Below are 19936 nucleotides of genomic sequence, written 5' to 3'. Positions count from 1 at the left end.
CTAAAGATGTGTAATTTGTGGGGGTGTCAAATTGAAAGCAAGGAAAACACAAAAGAAGAAATATACCAAAAAGAAAAGCGGTATTGGAAAATATAATAATGAAATAATTGGAATTATAATGCTGGCATTGGGAGTGCTGGCGTTGTTCGGACTTTTTATGGAGGATTCGATAGGCATATTCGGTACGTTTATCAAGAGTCTAATTTTGGGACTTATGGGCTGGCCCGGGTATGTTGTGCCTCCGTTTATAATATTCTATTCGATACTTGTGATATTTAAGAAGAACAGTCAGAAAATAAATTCGAAAATTGCATATTTATTTGTTCTTGTACTTATATTGACTGCGATGTTGCAGACATTATTCTATAATGAACAGGATTATGTTAACAAAGGAATTATTGAATGCATCAAAAAGTTCTACAATGATGGAGTTGCCATGCAGGGCGGGGGTATACTGGGAGGAATTATCAGCATACCCTTCTTGCTGATGTTTAAAAACCTTGGGACAATAATCATTCTTACCACCATTGCATTAATTGATATTATTATCATCACGGATATATCGATAGCAGGAGTAATCCTGAGAATAAAGAATGACGTGACGACAATAACTGCAAAGGTTGAGAACAGTCTTAGGGTAACGGGAAGCGATCTTAAGGAGAAGCTGAGGGAAGAGGATGAGCCCGAGAGTGAAGCAGATCCCGACATTGATATTGTGATGAATGGGAAAAAGCTTCCTAAGATTCTGAATTTTAAAGAAAAGAAGGCTGCTAAGGACAGCACAAACACCAAAGCGGCGACAGAGGCTAGTCCTTTGAAAAATGCCGATGATAACGCTGAAGTTGTAATTCTTAATGAAACCAAGGCCGAAACCGATGAAGTGGACTTTATTGTGCAGGATCTGAAGAAAAATGATATGTCTGCTGCTAAGGTTGAAGAGATTGCGGATAGTGTCAATAGAGAGATTTCATCAAAGCCCCAGGTTAATGTGGAATACAGGTATCCCCACATCAAGCTTTTGGATGATAACAAGACAGGTCCGGGAAATGCGGAAAACTATAGAAGCACTGCCTTAAAAGGGGCAAAAAAGCTTGAGGAAACCCTCAAAAGCTTCGGTGTGGATGCAAAGGTTGTAAATGTAAGTATGGGGCCTGCTGTTACCCGCTATGAGCTTCAGCCCAGTCCCGGTGTCAAGGTCAGCAAAATTGTAAGCCTTTCCGATGACATATCCTTAAATCTTGCGGCATCGGGAGTCAGAATAGAGGCTCCTATTCCGGGTAAGGCTGCAGTTGGTATTGAGGTTCCGAACAAAGAAGTGGTGCCGGTATTTTTAAAGGATGTTTTGGATTCCAAGGAGTTTAAGGAATATAACTCAAAGCTTGCCTTTGCCTTGGGAAAGGATATATCGGGGCAGAATATGGTGGCAGATATTGCCAAGATGCCCCACCTTCTTGTGGCCGGGGCCACCGGATCGGGAAAGAGCGTGTGCATCAACAGCCTTATTGTAAGCCTACTGTTCAAAGCTTCACCCAATGAGGTAAAACTTTTAATGGTAGACCCAAAAGTGGTTGAACTTGGTATTTATAACGGAATTCCTCATCTCCTAATACCTGTTGTGACAGATCCGAAGAAGGCCGCAGGAGCGTTGAACTGGGCCGTGCAGGAAATGGTAAATAGGTACAAGTTATTTGCGGACAAGGGTGTCAGAGACATGAAGGGATATAATGCTATGCTTGCTAAGAACGGCGAGACTGAACTTCTGCCCCATATTGTTATAATAATCGATGAGCTGGCAGATTTGATGATGGTTGCCCCAAACGATGTTGAGGATGCCATTTGCAGACTTGCACAGATGGCGAGGGCAGCAGGCATGCATCTTGTAATAGCCACCCAGAGACCGTCGGTGGATGTAATTACCGGTGTAATCAAGGCAAACATACCTTCAAGAATTGCCTTTTCAGTGTCCTCTCAAGTGGATTCTAGGACCATAATCGACATGGCCGGTGCAGAAAAGCTCCTTGGCAAGGGAGATATGCTCTTTTATCCTGTAGGGGAGTCAAAGCCTATAAGAGTTAAGGGGGCTTTTGTGTCCGATGGCGAGGTTGAGAGGGTTGTGGAGTATATAAAATCCCAGGGAAATGTAGAGTATAATGAGAGTATTATCGATGAGATAAACAGTGAAAAGGAAAGCCGGGACAGTGATCCCGGAGACAATGACGAGCTTCTGCCTCAGGCAATAGAGCTTGTGGTTGACGCCGGGCAGGCATCGGTATCCCTGATACAGAGAAAGTTCAAGGTGGGATATGCCAGAGCGGCAAGGATAGTTGACCAGATGGAGGCCCGGGGAATTGTCGGCCGTTTTGAAGGAAGCAAGCCAAGACAGGTGCTTATAACCAAACAGCAGCTGCAAGAAATGAATATGAAAAGTGGAGAGTAGTACGATAATTTAGGAGTGGAGCAATGGCTTTTTTACCTGTGACAAGGGAAGATATGAATAATAGGGGCTGGGATGAGCTGGATTTCCTTTATATCAGCGGTGATGCATATGTGGATCATCCCAGCTTTGGACATGCAATAATAACAAGAATTTTAGAGAGTGAAGGCTATAGAGTTGGAATTGTTGCCCAGCCTGACTGGAGAAGAGATGATGACTTTCTGGCATTGGGAAAACCCCGGTTGGCGGTACTTGTATCCTCGGGAGTAATAGACTCCATGGTAAATCATTATACTGCAAGCAAAAAGCCGAGAAGCGAGGATTCTTATACTCCAGGAGGAAAGAGTCATAGACGGCCGGATAGAGCAGTAATTGTATATACCAATAAGGCCCGGGAGCTTTTTAAGGATGTGCCAGTGATTATTGGGGGAATTGAGGCAAGCTTGAGGAGATTTGCCCACTATGATTATTGGGATGACAGGGTCAGACGATCTATTCTGGTTGATTCGAAGGCAGACCTTTTAATTTATGGAATGGGGGAAAAACCGATACTGGAGATTGCCCGTTATCTTTCCATGGGAGTGGCAGTAAATAAGATTCAAAATGTAAGGGGCACAGCCTTTTTGACAAAGAAGGAGGACATGAACGAGAAATTAAGACAGTTTATTGATGGGGAAGAACATGATATGCCAAAGAAAGACTATATTGTGTTGCCGTCATTTGAAGAGGTGTCCCGGAACAAAAGAAAATATGCCGAGGCTTTTATGACTCAATATAGTGAGCAGGATGCCTACAATGGAAGTACTTTGATACAGCAGCACGGTGACAGGTTTGTGGTTCAGAATCCACCGATTTATCCTCTTTCGGAAAAGGAAATGGATAGGATATATTCTCTTCCCTATGAGAGGACCTATCATCCTTCCTATGAGAAGGAAGGGGGCGTACCTGCGATAGAAGAGGTGGAGTTTAGTATAACGAGCCACAGAGGCTGTTATGGCGGTTGCTCCTTTTGTGCATTGAATTATCATCAGGGTAGGATAATCCAGAGGCGCAGTCAGGCTTCAATAATTAATGAGGCTCGAAAGATTACATGGCTTCCGGGATTTAAGGGCTATATTCATGATGTGGGGGGGCCTACGGCCAACTTTAGAAACAAAGCCTGCAAAAAACAGGAGTCTTCCGGGGTGTGCAAAAAAAGGCAATGCCTTCATCCCCAACCCTGTAAAAACCTTGAGGTGGATCACAGCGAGTATCTGGAGCTTCTAAGAAAGCTTCGGGAAATACCGGAAATAAAAAAGGTTTTTATACGTTCGGGTATAAGATATGATTATCTGATGCTGGATAAAAATGACGACTTCTTTGCTGAGCTTTGCGAGCATCATGTAAGCGGGCAGTTAAAGGTGGCACCGGAGCATGTGGTGGATCGTGTACTTGAAAAGATGGGGAAGCCTCAGAGAAAGGTATATGACAGATTTGTCAAAAAGTTTTATGAGATAAACAAAAAAATAGGGAAAGAACAATATCTTGTCCCTTATATGATTTCCAGCCATCCGGGAAGTGACCTTAATGCAGCTATAGAGCTTGCGGAATATATCAGGGATATGAACTATACGCCCCAGCAGGTGCAGGATTTTTATCCTACTCCCGGGACATTATCCACCTGTATGTTTTATACGGAATTAGACCCAAGGACAATGAAAAGAGTACATGTTCCAAAGACGGCAAAGGAAAAGGCAATGCAAAGGGCTCTTTTGCAGTTTCGAAAGAAGGAGAATTACAAGCTGGTCTATGAGGCGCTTAAACTTGCCCACAGAGAGGATTTAATCGGATACGGCAAGAAATGCCTAATAAAGCCCTTGAGAAATTCCTCAAAGGACAATTTGGCAAAAGGTAAAGCCCAAAGAAAAGGTATCGCAAAAATCAAATCAAAAAATGCCGGAAAGAGTAGAAGGAAGAATTCAAGATAAGCTGAAAGAAATTGACAAGTTAATAAGAATAAAATAAAATTATAAAGTTGAATGAAATCTGGCGAAAGCTATTTTAATAACAAATTGTTTTGGAAAGGTTGGTTGAAATGGAGGCAAAAGTATTAAACGGCAAAGAATTGTCAACAAAAATAAAGGAAGAGCTAAAACTTGAGGTCGATGAGTTGAAAAAGAGCAATATTAATCCGGGATTGGCTGTAATAATCGTAGGCAATGATCCGGCATCAAGGGTGTATGTTAATTCAAAGAAGAAGGCTTGTGCTGAGATAGGAATGGAATCCTTTGAATATGCACTTGATGAAAATACGAGTGAGGAAGCATTGATTGACCTTATACATAAGTTGAACAAAGATGAAAAGGTTAGTGGAATACTTGTTCAATTGCCGCTGCCGAAGCATATTGATGAGGAAAAGGTTATTTTTGCTATAGATCCATCAAAGGATGTAGATGCTTTTCACCCGGTAAATGTCGGAAAGCTTATGACCGGAAATCCTGATTTTCTTCCGTGTACACCTGCAGGTATAATGGAACTGATAAAGGAGAGCGGTATTGATATTTCCGGCAAGGAATGCGTTGTTGTGGGAAGAAGCAATATTGTCGGAAAGCCCATGGCTATGCTTTTATTGTCAAAAAATGGTACTGTGACTGTGTGTCATTCCAGGACAGCAGATATTGAGGAAGTATGCAAAAGAGCCGATATACTTGTTGTGGCCGTTGGAAAACCGGAATTTATCAAAGGAAGCAGCGTAAAACCTGGTGCAGTGGTGATTGATGTTGGGATTAATCGTCTGGAAAATAAAAAGCTTGTGGGAGATGTGGAGTATGAATCCGCAAGCTGTGTGGCATCGGCAATAACTCCTGTGCCCGGTGGAGTTGGTCCTATGACCATTGCCATGCTCATGAAAAATACTGTGAAGGCAGCAAGGCTTCAGGCAAAATAAAAGAATACGGCTTATGTGTACAAAGGAGAAATGCGAGGTAAAAGCTCCAAGGTGTGAACCTAAGTGATGCAAATGAACAGGAAGGCAGGTTGGAAGTGTGGAGTCAAGTAACCTTTCAAAATATCGTAATGATGTTGAGAATTTCAAACTCAGATATGAGAGAGCAAAGATATACTACTACAACCAGAAAGGCAAGATGGATCAGCTCATAGAACAGAAGACATCATTGGAGACACAGCTTAAGAAAGCTCTTGACAACATAGATATTCTGGAAAAGGTGAGATTGCTCCTTCAAAAAGTATCGGAATTTGCGAGGGAACAATCAAGGGTACAAATTGAGTCACTGGTGACCCATTGCCTTCAATATATATTTGACTCCAATATTGAGTTTAAGATTGAAATAAATGAGGTCAGAGGAAGACCGGAGGCTGAGTTTTATGTTGTGAGCAACTTTGGAGGGACGCAAATAAAGACAAAGCCTCAGGATGCGAGAGGCGGAGGGGTAATTGATATAATTTCCCTTGCTATAAGGATCGCCATGTTGGAATGCAGCAACCTGGAAATCAAAGGGCCGATTATTTTGGACGAGCCTGCTAAGCATGTAAGTGATGATTATATCACCCAAGTGGCGGAATTTTTAAGACAGACCACACAAATGTTCCAAAGACAGGTAATAATGGTAACACACAATAGGCATCTTAGTGAAATGTCTGATCGATGGTATCGTGTGGAAATGGCAGATGGAGTTAGCATTGTTATTGGAGATGAAAGCTAACTGTGCTAATTGATTCTTGACATAAAATATAAAAAAGATTAAAATGAAAAAGTACTAAAATAGTGCCTACGAATTTGAATATTTGAAATTTGAAAATTGACCATTGAAAACTGAATAAGGAGGTGTGTGCTATAGCTTATTTGATTGGATTCTTAATAGGTATAGTAATTGCAGTAATTGCTTCAATTATTGCTTCAGTAATAAGTTACCGAAAGGGTATTGAATTTAGAAAAAGAAAAGCAGAAGCTGAAATTGGCAGCGCTGAACAAGAAGCAGAGAGAATAATCAGTGAGGCACAAAAGATTGCAGAAGGAAAGAAAAGGGAAGTGCTGCTTGAGGCAAAGGAAGAAATTCACAAAAGCAGATTGGAGCTTGACAGAGAGATTAAGGACAGAAGAAATGAAATCCAGCGCCTGGAGAGAAGACTTGTTCAAAAGGAAGAGGCTCTTGACAGAAAAGTTGAATCCTTAGAACAAAAAGATGAAGTTCTTAATAAGAAGACGAAAGAAATCCAAGAACTTTATGATCAGACACTGGAAACGCAGAAACAGCAGTTGGCTGAGCTGGAAAGAATATCAGGGCTGTCTGTTGAGGACGCGAAGGAAGTTCTTTTGAAGAATGTTGAAAGTGAAGTAAGGCATGAAATGGCAATCCTTATCAAGGATATTGAGGCAAGGGCTAAGGAAGAGGCGGATACCAAAGCAAAGAATATTGTGGCCATGGCAATTCAAAAATGTGCCGCTGATCACGTATCTGAAGTTACCGTTTCTGTTGTTCCACTTCCAAATGATGAAATGAAGGGTAGAATAATAGGTCGAGAGGGAAGAAATATCAGAACCCTCGAAACATTGACTGGCATCGATCTTATTATTGACGACACGCCTGAAGCCGTTATTCTCTCTGGATTTGATCCAATAAGGAGAGAAGTTGCAAGAATTACTCTCGAAAAGCTCATTCTTGATGGGAGAATACATCCTGCAAGAATTGAAGAGATGGTTGAAAAAGCCAAGAAAGAGGTTGAAAACACCATTCGCCAGGAAGGTGAAAATGCTACGTTTGATACCGGAGTTCACGGTTTGCATCCAGAAATTATCAGGTTGCTTGGTAAGCTTAAGTTTAGAACAAGCTATGGTCAGAATGTGTTGAACCATTCCATCGAAGTATCTCATCTAGCGGGATTGATGGCTGCAGAGCTTGGCGCAGATGTTAATCTTGCAAAAAGGGCAGGTCTGCTGCACGATATCGGTAAGGCTGTGGACCATGAAGTTGAAGGCTCACACGTTACGATTGGGGCTGACATTGCTAAGAAGTACAAAGAAGGCAATGAAGTTATCAATGCAATTGCTTCCCACCATGGTGATGTAGAAGCTACTTCCATAGTGGCAGTACTTGTACAAGCTGCGGATTCTATTTCGGCAGCAAGACCCGGTGCAAGAAGAGAAACCCTTGAATCGTATATTAAGAGATTGGAAAAGCTTGAAGAGATAGCAAATTCTTTCGAAGGTGTAGATAAGTGTTTTGCTATTCAGGCAGGTAGAGAAATTCGTATCATGGTAAAACCCGAAGATGTATCGGATGCAGATATTTCATTGGTTGCTAGAGATATTGTTAAGAAGATTGAAAATGAGCTTGATTATCCCGGACAGATAAAAGTAAATGTTATCAGGGAGACCAGGTTTATCGAATATGCTAAATAGATTTCCGATATTTTCTGCACAAAAAGCGTGGATTCACGCTTTTTGTGTTATTTGGCCTCTTAGAATGAAATGAAAGAGGCTATTGGATTTTATTTTATTATTTTATGAACTTATCGGGAATAGAATAATTATTAAGTACATATTGTGTTGCCCATGCATTGGAAATGGAGGATATAATTTGAAAGTTCTGTTTATTGGAGACATTTTTGGCAATCCCGGTAGAAAAGCCGCAAAGGAAATGATACAGAAATTAAAGAGAGAAAGACAGATAGATTTTTGCATCGCCAATGGTGAGAACGCAGCAGGTGGGAGCGGAATAACCTATGTAGTTGCCCAAGAGCTGTATAAATCCGGAATTGATGCAATAACACTGGGAAATCATACATGGTCAAAAAAGGAGATAACCAATTTTATTGATTCAGATAACAATATTGTAAGACCGGCCAATTATCCGTCTGAGCTTCCCGGAAAAGGATCAACTATTATCTCAGGTGAGAAGGGGAAAATAGGCATCCTTAATCTCATGGGAAGAGTATATATGGATAGTATAGACTGCCCGTTTAAGGCAGCAGAAAGGGAATTGGAGTATTTAAAGAGCAATTGCAAAATAGTTGTTGTGGATATGCATGCAGAGGCTACCTCGGAAAAGTGTGCTCTGGCATGGTATCTTGATGGCAGAGTCAGTTGCGTTTTGGGCACCCATACCCATGTTCAGACTGCTGATGAAAGGATTTTGCCCTTTGGCACTGCATTTATTTCCGATGTTGGAATGACTGGGCCCTATGATGGCATTATAGGAGTAAACAGAGAAATTGTAATTCAGAAGTTCTTAACCCATATGCCCGTGAGATTTGAGGTAGCTCATGGAACGGTTCAGTTTAATGCTGTATACTTGGAGATTGATGAAAAAACCGGGAAAACAATGAATATAGAAAGAATAAATCAAATACTGGATATGTGATTGGAGAACTCCTTATAATGGCTAGAGCATTACTAATTATTGACTAAAAAAGAGGATTTTCTGATTTTATGTAGAATTATAAATAATATGACTTAGTTAAATTTACTTGGTTATTTACGTGTAAGTTCTGTATGTTAAAGAAGGGGGTAAAAAACCATGAGTATTTTAAAGGTTTCAGCAAAATCCAACCCAAATTCTATAGCAGGAGCGTTAGCGGGTTTTGTAAGAGAAAATGGTACAGTTGAGATTCAGGCAATTGGTGCCGGAGCATTAAATCAGGCTATAAAGGCAATAGCTATAGCAAGAGGTTTTGTTGCCCCATCGGGAATTGAATTAATTTGCATCCCGGCTTTTACTGATGTTGTGATTGATGGTGTTGAAAAAACAGCAATAAAGCTGATTGTAGAGCCGAGGAGGACATAATATCCTAGAAATAATAAATATCTGCCCTTTATAGGGCAGTTTTTTTTGCAATTAATCTATATATTATGCAATAAACATTTTTCATAGATTCTACTATTGTAGCATATATATCTTACGTTTACTTTAAAACCATAATATGCAGAAAGTGTAACCCTTTTTTTATTTTTTAATATACTGATAGTGTAGATGAAATCTTATGATAAAAGAATGGATGAATAGCACAGGAATTGTTAATCAGTATAAGGTATTATGTTAAAAGGAGGATTATGCTATGCATGCACATGGACCTAAAATTGAAGCCGGTCAGATTTTAAATCCTGACTGTTTCCCACCACCAAATGAGTTGGTATGTATACAGGTGCCAAAGGTATTTGACCAAGTAGCACTGAGAGATTGTGTTACAAGAACAATATGCTTGAAAAAGGGTGGTGACCACTGCCATTCTGTTTACGCTTTTGAAGGCGCAACCGATTTTGATATCGTTGAAGTGAAGGTAATATCAAAGACTGACTCTTTGACAAGACCCGGTTATAAAAAGCTGAAACTATTTGTGAAGATAAGGTACAAAATACACTATTCTGACGGTTCTGAGCAGCTTTGCCAGACCGATGAAGCATCATTTAACATCACGATAAATGAAATTTACTGCCCAAGCTGTGTTGCACAGGTTGGAGTAATCAAATCAACTGAAAACTTCTGGGAAGGTTCTATGAAGACCAAGGACCCCGATGGAACTATGATAAAGGTTGAGGCTTTGGCTGAAGCTTTTAATGACATGATTAATCCTAATACCGGAGTCCTTACACTTGATATAGGGGTATTCTTTATAGTTAAATGCGAGTGTGTTGTACAGCTTCTTATTCCTGCTTACGGATATTGCCCGGTTCCTCCAGAACAGGCCAACCCGGCAGTACAGAACTGCAAGACGTTCAATGATAAGACAAAGACACCTTTCCCAACAAAGTTTTTCCCAGATCAGAAGTGGAATCCGTTGGATCAAAGAAGTGAATAAGCTATAAAACGCGCAGAACTGCATAAAGCTGCAGTTCTGTGTGTTTTTGTTAGCCTCTTGGAGTGAAATGAAAGAGGCAAAAGAAAAGGGACTCTGTGTCCCGAGCTTTTGTATTGTTGTGGAGTGATTGTATGGAATACTATTATGTTGGCCTAGAGTCAAGAACCCACGCCTTCCTTTTAGAGCACAGGATGAAGAGTGAGGGTATGAAAACCTGTGAAATAACTTACATGCCCAGAGATATAATGATAGATTTGTGCAATATAGGAGTGAGATTTAAGGAAAGTGAGCTGACTCAGGCAATAGGCTTGTTGAGACGTTTTAACCTGCAGGGGTTAAAACTATACAAAGAGGTTGCAAGTCCTGCAAAGTTTTATTATCATGAAATTCCGTATTAACTTTTAGAACCCCATTCTATAATTGGATGGGGTTCTAGAATTTTGCTATGGGATTCGGTTTTACACTTCTATATTTCTTCATCTATCTGCGTTTTCCTTATACCATAAGATAGTATCCCTTAATCCATCCTCAATCTTGAATTTGGTGTTCCAGTTCAGGTTGTTTTTTAGCTTGTAGCTGTTAAGAACACATCTTGTGTCCGGCAGAGAACTGTCACCGATTCTCTCAATTGTGCTGTCAGGCTTGCCCAGAAGGCGGAGAATCTTTTTTGCCATATCAAAGTCCGACATTTCATTGCCGGAGCTGATATTGTAGATTTCGCCTGTTTTGCCGTAAAATAATACTCTTATAAGGGCTACACAATGATCCAGCACATATATCCATTCCCGCACATTGGGGCTGTTTTGACAGACCGAAATGGGTTTATCCGAAAGTGCATTTATTATGCAGGTCGGAACGAAATTTCCAATATGCTGATAAGGTCCGTAGGTTGGGCAGCTCCGGGTTATTATAGCCGGGAAGCCGTAGGCTGATGCATAGGATTTTACCAGTATATCGGCAGCGGCTTTTGAAGCTGAGAATGGATTGTCCGGCGAGATTGGCGTATCCTCGCTGAAAAATACATCACTGTTCGGTGTGCTTCCATATACCTCATTTGTTGATACTTGAATAAAACGGTTGCCCTGGAATTTGTGTTTTCCCCAGAAATACCGGGCACTTTCAAGTAATGTCTGAGTACCGAGTACATGTGTTTGCATATAGTTTATCGGATTATTTATACAATTATCCGAATTCGATTCTGAGGCAAAATTGATTATATAGTCAGGTCTATGCCTTTTAATAACATAGTTTACAAGTTCATGGTTTGCGATACTGCCCTTTACAAAATGGTATCGAGGCGATCTTTCCAAATCCTTGAAGTTATCAAGGTTTGATGCATAGTTTAGATTATCCATGTTTACGATAATAAAATCTTTGTTTTTTCTAAGAAAGAACCGGATAAAGTTACTTCCTATAAAACCTGCCCCACCTGTGATAAGCATTACTCTCATAGAATCACTTCCCTTATCAAGAAAGTCGGATTTTTGCTTTTTGGCATCTAAAAAACTTATCTGGCTTCATTTTAAAAATCGCTTTCGGCAAAAAAATTCTCAATATCTTCTGCTATACTTTTGTCTGTTGTGTTTAGTTCTGTAGAAATATCTTCTGTGGAATTTTTTACTGTAGAATTCTTTTTTGTAATATTTTCTTCTGTCACATCATCCTGTACTTTCATCACTTTAGTAATTATCCTTGGCCCGAAGCTCTTGATTGGGTCTAGAACTTCATCGGCTACTCTCTGCCAGGTATACCTTGATAGGACAGTCTCAAAGGCTTTATGCCCAATTTCAAGAGCTGTATCGGGGTTGTTGAGAAGGTAGCATATGCATTCGGCAAAGGAGTCGGGATTATTGTAATCCTTTATTATAAGGCCATTGACATTGTGTTCAAATATCTCGGCATTTCCGCCCCGGTCGGTTGTAATAATGGGAAGGCCTGCAGCCATTGCCTCGTAGTGTACCCTTGCCAAGGGTTCATTCCATTGGGAGGCACACACAAATATGTCCCCAACATTATAATAGGCCGGGATTTCAGAGGGGGGAATAAAACCTGTAAAAACAACCGGACCGCTTAATTCTTCTGCCAGAGCCTTGCACTGTTTGGTAAAATCATCTTCTTCATTCTTACCGTACCATTTACTTCCGATTATCACCAGAGCAATGTCGTTAAAGCTTTCCATTACTTTTTTCATCGCGGAAAGAACTATATGGGTTCCTTTTTTCGGACTTAACCTGGTGACGTGGAGGATTACCCGTTTATCTTCTATTCCAAGCTTCTTTTTAAGAACATCTTTATTGCGAAGAGCATCAGGTGACCAGGTGGGGCTGTATTTTTCGGGATTAACTCCGGAGTAAACCACTCTTAATTTGCTTTCTGATATGGGATAAAGCTTCTTTATACCATCAGCTATGAATTTACTCACAGTGTTTATAAATTCCACTCTGTCTATGCACTCTATTGCTTTTTCCGGCGGTATCTTATCCGGCAAAAACATTTCGTTGTGAAGACTTAGGCTGAATCTCACAGAAGGAAGATTTTTACTTAAGTCCAACACCCACTTTGGACGGTTGAACACATGCACCAGGTCAAAGCTTTCGTCCAGATGATCCAGTATATTTCTTATATACCTTGCAGGATTGCTGGCCGGTACCCGGATATATTTTACATTATCAACGATCTCATTGTTGGAAAGACCGGGATAGCTCTTGCAGAAAACGGTTATTTCATGATGTTCTTTAATATATGGCAGTATCTCGCTTATATACAACTGAACTGCGCCTCCAGCAACTGGAGGTACAGGGAGTTTCTCAGTACATACTAAGGCAATCTTCATTTTATACCCCCCTTTTTAGTTTGGTGATTTGATATCTCGAAGCTTTTCCGTCAGCAAAGGTATCTTTGAGTTCTCCAGCCTTGCTATTTTTTCAATTTTTGATGGGCTTACGCTTTTGTCGTTTTTAAATATGTTTTTGACAAGACCGAAAAACCAATGGGGATATATGAGGTCAATATATATGAGCTCCTTATCGGCGGGGGAAAGGGGATTTATTTCGCTGTACCAATCGAGGATATTTTCTATTAGGTCCAAAGACCAGGAGCCTCTGTTTTCTGCCAGCTTGCCGATTATTTTCCTTAAATCCCGTCCAGGGTGATCCCAAGTTACTCCATCGAGGTCAATAACATAAACACCATTGTCTGTAAGAAGTGCATTTCCCTTGCCATAATCCTGATGGCACAGAACAATTGCTTCCGAATCGTTGGCTGTCAATTCGGTGTATCTTGAGGCATTTAAAAGCTCTATAGCCTGATGACCGATATCAACGATATCGTCAACGTATTTAAGGAAAGCATTTAAGTATCCCGAAGCAGGTTTTTCCCGGGATACTTCTTTCCAGGAGGAAAGCTTATCTGCCATGGATTTATATTGCTCGGGCCACTTGTTGAGCTTTGAAGAGACTCGAGCATCCTCCGGTGAAACATAGCCCTTTGATGCAATATGGAATTTGGCAAGGCCCTGCAAGGCTGCTTTTAGGTCATCGGGATTGCCGAAGGCCAAATCCCTGCCGTAAAGCCATTCGTATACAACGAATAGTTGGTCGTTGTAGGAATGAATAAGATTGCCTTTTTTATCCCGGATTATCCCGGGGACATTTCCGCCACAATTATATATAAAATCCTGTGCATTTACGGAAAAGCGGGCCTTGTCTAAGGTCTGCTTCAATCTTTTGAGGCACAGTTCACGGTCCTTTGTTTTTAGTCTCCATACGGTTTTTATGCTTGCACTTTGAATCACATTGATGGTTTCGGGTTCAATTTCATACTCCTTTAATACATTACTTGCAAGCTCATAAAGATCTATATTCTGATTATTGGTAATATCGTTCAAGCAGCTCAGTCCTTCCTTTGATAAATCTCTTCATTGACAATGGACTCGAAGTTTTCCAGAATAGGTGTGATGGTCTTTTCAAAAGTGGCCATCTCAGTTATCCTTTTTTGATACTTCTCAAAGCTCCATTCCTTGTCTCTTTTGTAGTAAAATTTATTCATGGCTCCTAAAAACAGATGGGGAAACATAATGTCAAGTTTGACAACGACCCATTCGGAATAAGTCAGTGGATTCTCCGATTGGTAAAATCTTATCAATTTTTTGAAAGTCTCCAAATCCCAGCTTCCGTTCTTTTTCATAATTTTATTAAGGAGCTTTCTGATATCTCGTGCCGGGATATCTATGGTAAGGGAATCAGTGTCCAGAACAAAAATTTTGCCCGAAGGGTTTTTTAACAGATTTCCGGCTGCAAAATCCTGATGGCAAAGTCCGCCACTAGTTTCTACTTTTTTCACCCATTCTTGATACTCCTTGCCCTTTAAGCCTTCAATAGCTTGTTTTGCCCTTTCATAAAAGGCAGGGAATTCTTCAATAATTATTTTTCCTATCTTGTCGTTTTCAGTTTTATCAAGCTCTGCTTGATAGAACTTGTTCATGTCTTCCAGCTGATTTGTGTATTGTTCAATCCATTTTCCAAGATGGATTTTTGGTTTTGTATCTTCCAAAGGAGAAAATCCAACTGATGCGGCATGAAATCTGGCAAGTTCTTTAACAATTGCCTTAAATTCTTCCGGTGAATTGTACGAAGGGCTTTTGCCTTCAATTGCTTCGTACAGAACATAGCAAGTTCCGTTAATATTCACATAGTCTTTTCCATCCCTTGTTTTATATACGGCGGGAATATTCATTCCATTTTTTCTTAGGTGCTCGGCAGCACTCAATATATATTTAAAAGTATCCTCGGAATTGGATATTTTTTTTAGAATCCTGTATCCATCTGGGGTCTCTATCCACCAAACGCCCTTTTTATCCTTATAGCTCTCATTTTTTGTTGAGATGACCTTTATATCATATTGGGCAAGGACATCATCGAGAGGCTCATATTTTATAGAAGACATGTTCTTAAGCATCCTCCTTTAAAAAGAAAATAGACTCGGTTGCAAATAAAGCTCCGAGATCGATAAAATTGATGGAAAGAGGGGAAAACCCCCTTTCCAGACAAAAAGCAGGATTAATCCACATCAAGTTCTATTTCTTCTTCTTCAGTCTCAGTTCCAAAATCCCAAGAAACCTTGAGTGTGAGAGCAGCACTTTCTTCATCTTCACTGTATTTGATCTTGTAATCAACATTGCGGTCAGCAGGTATGCCTACATTTTTGCCTTCTACTGCCAATTTGCCTGAGAACAGATCAGGAACAACTTTTTTCACAAAATCAGCAAAATCACTCTTTGAACCGAAAAAATCCTCTTGATACTTCATAAAATAAGACTCCCTTCATTATTGATATATTAATTTTGCTTCTTATACATAATATTCACTTGGTAATTTTATGTTACCCACATTATTATTTTTTTGAAAATTAATGCCTTTATCGGAAGTTAATTAATGGAAGTAAAAGAAAAAGTCTTTTTAAAAGACTTTTTGAGCTGAATCACCTTTTATTGAGGTTTCTAAGATATTCTTCAGTAATTGCTGAAAATCCGGATCCGGGCATTACCGGTCTATTGCTGATTTCCCTGTTTTCTTCAGACTGCATTTTGGAGGAATCTCTTTTTAGCAGCTCCAGCTCTGTTTTAATATTTGAAAGCTCTGATTGGGAGATTCGGCTTCTGCCGGATTCTTCAGATTCAATCTGGGATTCCAGCATAAGAATTTGGTTTTCTAAGTTTTCAACCCTTTCGTTGAGTTTACTGATTGCTTGGTTGATTTCATTAATATTCTCCGTAATGCTATCGTTAATGCTTTTGAAGGTATCCAGTATCAATTTCTTGCTGTCTTTGGCATTGATATCATTTTTTGCATCACTGCTGCTTTGGACTTCCGGTGAATTATTTGTTTCGGTTTGTCTTTGAGGAGCAGGATACCTGTTTATGTACATTCTACGATTGTTGAACATCATATGGCAATACCTCCTTCCTTCATAATATTAAACAGCAAAGGAAATTGTTCCATAAATGGGCCAGAACCTAAACATATAAGAAAAAGCAGGGGCTACCCCTGCTTTTAAAGCTATAGCGATAAAAAATCAGCTGTTTCTAGAAGCTTCGGAATGAAAGGGGAGATGCAGCTTTTATTTGGATACATCAAAAGAGTAGTTGGCTCCACAGTTATTGTCCCAGTTGTTTGCACAGTCCTTGAAGCAGATGTTTAGGGTATCGGCTTCAACAACAGGTATTGTTGCTTCAAATCCCATGGAAGTCCTTATCATAGGGTAGTCATAAACATGGCTCCAACTGCTGTCGAAGCCTACGTGGGCATATACATGGGATGCACCGCTTTTGGAAAGAAGGCCGTCGTACATTATTGTTAAATTCTCTCCAACGGAAGGAGTTGACGGCTTTATTGTGATACCGTTGGACATATAATCATTATTTGCTTTAGAAGCTCTTGGCATAACTATTCCTCCATTCATAATAAACATCGTGTTTTTTGTTAATAATTTCTGACAGGTGATGTTGATAAATTCATAACCTGTAGGAGTTTTTTATTATTTGATAAATAGCACGAAAAAATACTGGTATTTAAAGTTGAAGCAACTAATGTGTAATATTTTGCGGTCTAAAGAGCATAATAAAAAGACCCATTAAATACTTGAAAATAAAAAACAAAAAATAACAAACCTGATTAAAATTAAAATGAATTAAACTTGGGGGTTTTACAAAAGCTTTAAGTATGAGACCGAGTTTTATTTATTATCAGGGATTAATATAGTTTCTAAAAGTTTACGCAAGAAATCTATGAAAGGATGAATAGAATGAAAGCAGTTATCATGGCGGGAGGGGAAGGTACCAGACTTAGACCTCTTACGTGCAATAGACCAAAACCAATGGTACCTATTGTAAACAAACCTGTTATGGAACATATTATTGAGTTGCTGAAAAACTATGAACTTAAGGATATTGCTGTTACGTTGCAGTATTTACCGGATATGATAAAGGATTATTTTGGGGATGGAAAGGATTTTGGAATAAATTTAAGATATTATGTTGAAGATAAGCCGATGGGAACAGCGGGAAGTGTAAAAAACGCCGAAGAGTTTTTGGATGATACATTCCTCGTAATAAGCGGAGATGCCCTTACGGATATCGACCTGGGAAAAGCAATAGACTATCATTACAGCAAAGGATCAGTTGCTACGCTAGTATTAAAGAAGGTGGATATACCTTTAGAATACGGCGTAGTTGTAACCGATGAGAATGGCAGAATAACAAGGTTTCTGGAAAAACCCAGTTGGGGAGAAGTATTCAGTGATACTGTAAACACCGGCATTTATATACTGTCTCCTGAGGTTTTAAAATATTTTAATAAAAATGAAATGTTTGACTTTAGCAAGGATTTGTTTCCGATACTTTTAAGGGAAAATAGACCTATGTACGGATATATAACCGATGAATACTGGTGTGACATAGGCGATCTTATGGCTTATAGTCAAGCTCATATGGACGTGTTGGACGGCAAAGTAAGAATAAACATACCGGGCAACAGGATAAGGGACAGGGTATGGGTAGGAGAAGGAAGCGTTATAGAGGAAAACGCTGTAATAGAGGAGCCCTGTGTGATTGGAGCAAATACCCGAATAAAGAAGGATTCTGTTGTAGGAAGCTATTCTGTTTTGGGGGATAATAATATTATAGGTGAGAGAAGCGGAATTAAGAGAAGCATTCTTTGGAAGAATAACATACTTGACAGTAATGCTCAGTTGAGGGGAACAGTGATTTGCAATAAGGTTAATATCAAAGAAGGAGCTTCAACCTTTGAAAATTCCGTTATCGGAGATGATACTCAAATAGGTACAAATGCGGTAATAAAGCCTAGTATAAAAATATGGCCCAATAAGATTGTGGAGGGCGGGACTGAGGTAAATTCAAACCTTGTATGGGGGTCAAAGTTCGTTCGTTCCATATTTGGCTTTAGAGGAGTTGCAGGGGAAATAAATGTGGATATCACACCGGAGTATGCTTCAAAGCTTGGTGCTGCCTATGGAGCTATTTTTAAAGGTAAGGGAAAAATTGGGGTAAGCTCTGATGACTCTAGTGCAGCGAAGATGCTTAAGATATCCTTTATGTCAGGATTGCTTTCCGCAGGACTTAAGGTTCTCGACTTTGGGGTTCTTCATTTGCCGGTTTCCAGATCTGCAGTACGGTTTTATGGAGCAGATGGAGGGATTCATATCGGTACATCAAGCAAAAATTTTGGAAGACTCAATGTAGAATTTCTGGACAAGAACGGAAGCAATATAGAAAGAGCCGTGGAGAGAAAAATTGAAAATGCTTTTCAGAGGGAAGATTTTAGCAGATGCGAGGGAGAGGCAATTGAGAATATTGAAGTAATACCGGATTATACCAGATACTATTTGAGAAATATAATAAACAACACCCGGGCAAAAGAGTTGGGATATCGTATAGCGCTGAATTCTCCATCTCAGTTTATTCTTGATACGGTAACGGATTTGCTTGAAAGCCTTGGTTGTACCGTGGAAAAAACCGATCTGGGTCTAAAGAATGCAAAAACAATGAGGAATGGGAATGACTCTCATGAGATGACCTATTTTACCAGCATGACAAGGAGTGGAAATTATGATCTGGGCGTGTCAATTGAAGATACTTCTGAAAAAATGATGCTGGTAGACAATAATGGACGGATTATATCGGATGATATGTTTACGGCCCTTATTTCATTAATTATGTTTAAAACCGTCGAGGGTGGGACTGTGGTTGTGCCGATTTCTACCAGCTCAGTTGTGGATAAATTGGCTGAGCAAAACAACGGCAAGGTAATACGAACCAAGACGTCTCCTCAAGATCTTATGAACAAGATACTGGGAAATGAAATAAAGGAAAATGTATATGAACAGTTTACCCTGCATTTTGATGCAATTGCCGGACTGGTAAAAATTCTGGATTTCATGAAATCGGAAAACTACACCCTTTCGGATCTTGTGGATATGATACCGGATTTTTATGTAAGCGAAAAAGAAGTTGAATGCTCATGGAATGCAAAAGGCAAGGTGATAAGGCAGATTATTCAGGAAAATGATAATGAAAGCATTGAAACCCTTGAAGGAGTAAAGATATTTAAGGATGGAGGCTGGGTATTGGTCCTGCCTGATGCTGAGCAGCCGATATTTAAGATTAAAAGCGAGAGCTATTCTGCTGAATTTGCGGAAGAACTTACGAATTTCTACGTGAACAAAGTAAAGGAAATAAGCCAAAGATAACTCAAAAAATCCAACAACAGTTTTTATCCAAAAAAAGTGGGGCTTTGATGCCCCTTTAAGATTAATTTCAATTCAATGTCGACGATTATCAATCCCCAAATATAGGGTCATAATCCTCTTCTACAAAAGGTTCAAAATAAAAGTCAATATACATGAGATTATCCTCTGAGTCCTTACTGGAGGAAAATGCAGCTCTGAATTCAAATTCCGGCTCATTAATCCTGTCCCTTGCATCCTTGTCAAAGGGAATATTTTTTGCAAGATAAATATTGTGTTCTTCGAGTTTATTTACTACCCAATTAAACTCATTCATATCATCAACATCCATGCATGGGATGCTGCCTTTTCTCATTTCCGCAACCATATCCTTAATTTCTCCTGTTTGGTACCTTATCTGATAGAACATAAAATCCGCCCTCCGCTTACTATATTAAAGTCTAACAT

At 39.7% G+C, this 19936-nt stretch carries 18 protein-coding genes; 10 read left to right on the top strand and 8 right to left on the bottom strand.

What is annotated here, in order from left to right:
- The first annotated feature begins 31 nt into the window (after window positions 1-31).
- The 9 genes from EFD62_RS04030 (at window position 32) to EFD62_RS03990 (ending at window position 10626) form a co-directional block, all read left to right on the top strand.
- Window positions 32-2437, top strand: a complete 2406-nt coding sequence (locus EFD62_RS04030; RefSeq protein WP_069193400.1) for an FtsK/SpoIIIE family DNA translocase — start codon at window positions 32-34, stop codon at window positions 2435-2437.
- Window positions 2438-2460: 23 nt separating this feature from the next.
- Window positions 2461-4401 (top strand): YgiQ family radical SAM protein, encoded by a 1941-nt coding sequence (locus EFD62_RS04025; RefSeq protein WP_128705776.1) that lies wholly within the window; start codon window positions 2461-2463, stop codon window positions 4399-4401.
- 107 nt (window positions 4402-4508) lie between these two features.
- Complete coding sequence (gene folD, locus EFD62_RS04020) at window positions 4509-5360, top strand: bifunctional methylenetetrahydrofolate dehydrogenase/methenyltetrahydrofolate cyclohydrolase FolD (protein ID WP_128705812.1); 852 nt, start codon at window positions 4509-4511, stop codon at window positions 5358-5360.
- Window positions 5361-5457: 97 nt separating this feature from the next.
- Window positions 5458-6135, top strand: a complete 678-nt coding sequence (locus EFD62_RS04015) for an ATPase (protein ID WP_069193403.1) — start codon at window positions 5458-5460, stop codon at window positions 6133-6135.
- A gap of 122 nt (window positions 6136-6257) precedes the next feature.
- On the top strand, window positions 6258-7832 hold the full coding sequence (rny, locus tag EFD62_RS04010; protein WP_069193404.1) for a ribonuclease Y: 1575 nt from the start codon (window positions 6258-6260) through the stop codon (window positions 7830-7832).
- A 178-nt stretch (window positions 7833-8010) separates the two neighbouring features.
- Window positions 8011-8793, top strand: a complete 783-nt coding sequence (locus EFD62_RS04005) for a TIGR00282 family metallophosphoesterase (protein ID WP_069193405.1) — start codon at window positions 8011-8013, stop codon at window positions 8791-8793.
- 156 nt (window positions 8794-8949) lie between these two features.
- Window positions 8950-9216: a stage V sporulation protein S gene (locus EFD62_RS04000; protein WP_069193406.1), complete on the top strand. Its 267-nt coding sequence runs from the start codon at window positions 8950-8952 to the stop codon at window positions 9214-9216.
- Window positions 9217-9487: 271 nt separating this feature from the next.
- Complete coding sequence (locus EFD62_RS03995; protein WP_069193407.1) at window positions 9488-10228, top strand: hypothetical protein; 741 nt, start codon at window positions 9488-9490, stop codon at window positions 10226-10228.
- A gap of 131 nt (window positions 10229-10359) precedes the next feature.
- On the top strand, window positions 10360-10626 hold the full coding sequence (locus tag EFD62_RS03990) for a DUF3343 domain-containing protein (protein ID WP_069193408.1): 267 nt from the start codon (window positions 10360-10362) through the stop codon (window positions 10624-10626).
- Window positions 10627-10704: 78 nt separating this feature from the next.
- Here EFD62_RS03990 and EFD62_RS03985 read toward each other — a convergent pair whose 3' ends face one another.
- The 7 genes from EFD62_RS03985 to EFD62_RS03955 all read right to left on the bottom strand — a co-directional run bounded on the left by EFD62_RS03985 (window position 10705) and on the right by EFD62_RS03955 (window position 16669).
- On the bottom strand, window positions 10705-11679 hold the full coding sequence (locus EFD62_RS03985; protein WP_128705775.1) for a dTDP-glucose 4,6-dehydratase: 975 nt from the start codon (window positions 11677-11679) through the stop codon (window positions 10705-10707).
- Window positions 11680-11750: 71 nt separating this feature from the next.
- A complete protein-coding gene (locus EFD62_RS03980) occupies window positions 11751-13061 on the bottom strand; it encodes a glycosyltransferase family 4 protein (protein ID WP_128705774.1) in 1311 nt (436 codons plus the stop codon).
- A gap of 15 nt (window positions 13062-13076) precedes the next feature.
- A complete protein-coding gene (locus tag EFD62_RS03975) occupies window positions 13077-14114 on the bottom strand; it encodes a CotS family spore coat protein (RefSeq protein ID WP_069193411.1) in 1038 nt (345 codons plus the stop codon).
- 5 nt (window positions 14115-14119) lie between these two features.
- The gene (locus EFD62_RS03970) at window positions 14120-15172 is read right to left on the bottom strand and encodes a CotS family spore coat protein (protein ID WP_069196230.1); all 1053 of its coding nucleotides are present in this window, start codon (window positions 15170-15172) and stop codon (window positions 14120-14122) included.
- A 113-nt stretch (window positions 15173-15285) separates the two neighbouring features.
- Window positions 15286-15534, bottom strand: a complete 249-nt coding sequence (locus EFD62_RS03965) for an amphi-Trp domain-containing protein (protein ID WP_069193412.1) — start codon at window positions 15532-15534, stop codon at window positions 15286-15288.
- Window positions 15535-15706: 172 nt separating this feature from the next.
- Window positions 15707-16174 carry a hypothetical protein gene (locus EFD62_RS03960; RefSeq protein ID WP_069193413.1) on the bottom strand — a complete coding sequence of 156 codons (468 nt, stop codon included), beginning with the start codon at window positions 16172-16174 and terminating at the stop codon, window positions 15707-15709.
- Between the two features lie 171 nt (window positions 16175-16345).
- Entirely contained in the window at window positions 16346-16669 is a 324-nt protein-coding gene (locus tag EFD62_RS03955; protein WP_069193414.1) for a carbohydrate-binding protein, read from the bottom strand.
- 360 nt (window positions 16670-17029) lie between these two features.
- On the opposite strand from EFD62_RS03955, the gene EFD62_RS03950 reads away from it, so the two are divergent.
- A complete protein-coding gene (locus EFD62_RS03950; protein WP_069193415.1) occupies window positions 17030-19492 on the top strand; it encodes a mannose-1-phosphate guanyltransferase in 2463 nt (820 codons plus the stop codon).
- Window positions 19493-19580: 88 nt separating this feature from the next.
- On the opposite strand, the gene EFD62_RS03945 is transcribed toward EFD62_RS03950, so the two are convergent.
- Window positions 19581-19898 carry a hypothetical protein gene (locus EFD62_RS03945; protein ID WP_069193416.1) on the bottom strand — a complete coding sequence of 106 codons (318 nt, stop codon included), beginning with the start codon at window positions 19896-19898 and terminating at the stop codon, window positions 19581-19583.
- Between the last annotated feature and the right edge of the window lie 38 nt (window positions 19899-19936).

The sequence above is a fragment of the Acetivibrio mesophilus genome, from assembly GCF_004102745.1.
GTDB lineage: Bacteria > Bacillota > Clostridia > Acetivibrionales > Acetivibrionaceae > Hungateiclostridium > Hungateiclostridium mesophilum.
Note: the sequence above shows the minus strand (reverse complement) of the source record. Positions and strands in the feature narration are given on the sequence as shown.

Excerpts from the sequence above, each read along its gene's own strand:
- EFD62_RS04025 (WP_128705776.1), top strand. The coding sequence starts at position 2,461 with ATGGCTTTTTTACCTGTGACAAGGGAAGATATGAATAATAGGGGCTGG.
- folD (WP_128705812.1), top strand. The coding sequence starts at position 4,509 with ATGGAGGCAAAAGTATTAAACGGCAAAGAATTGTCAACAAAAATAAAG.
- EFD62_RS04000 (WP_069193406.1), top strand. The coding sequence starts at position 8,950 with ATGAGTATTTTAAAGGTTTCAGCAAAATCCAACCCAAATTCTATAGCA.
- EFD62_RS03995 (WP_069193407.1), top strand. The coding sequence starts at position 9,488 with ATGCATGCACATGGACCTAAAATTGAAGCCGGTCAGATTTTAAATCCT.
- EFD62_RS03990 (WP_069193408.1), top strand. The coding sequence starts at position 10,360 with ATGGAATACTATTATGTTGGCCTAGAGTCAAGAACCCACGCCTTCCTT.
- EFD62_RS03985 (WP_128705775.1), bottom strand. The coding sequence starts at position 11,679 with ATGAGAGTAATGCTTATCACAGGTGGGGCAGGTTTTATAGGAAGTAAC.
- EFD62_RS03980 (WP_128705774.1), bottom strand. The coding sequence starts at position 13,061 with ATGAAGATTGCCTTAGTATGTACTGAGAAACTCCCTGTACCTCCAGTT.
- EFD62_RS03970 (WP_069196230.1), bottom strand. The coding sequence starts at position 15,172 with ATGTCTTCTATAAAATATGAGCCTCTCGATGATGTCCTTGCCCAATAT.
- EFD62_RS03965 (WP_069193412.1), bottom strand. The coding sequence starts at position 15,534 with ATGAAGTATCAAGAGGATTTTTTCGGTTCAAAGAGTGATTTTGCTGAT.
- EFD62_RS03960 (WP_069193413.1), bottom strand. The coding sequence starts at position 16,174 with ATGATGTTCAACAATCGTAGAATGTACATAAACAGGTATCCTGCTCCT.
- EFD62_RS03955 (WP_069193414.1), bottom strand. The coding sequence starts at position 16,669 with ATGCCAAGAGCTTCTAAAGCAAATAATGATTATATGTCCAACGGTATC.
- EFD62_RS03950 (WP_069193415.1), top strand. The coding sequence starts at position 17,030 with ATGAAAGCAGTTATCATGGCGGGAGGGGAAGGTACCAGACTTAGACCT.
- EFD62_RS03945 (WP_069193416.1), bottom strand. The coding sequence starts at position 19,898 with ATGTTCTATCAGATAAGGTACCAAACAGGAGAAATTAAGGATATGGTT.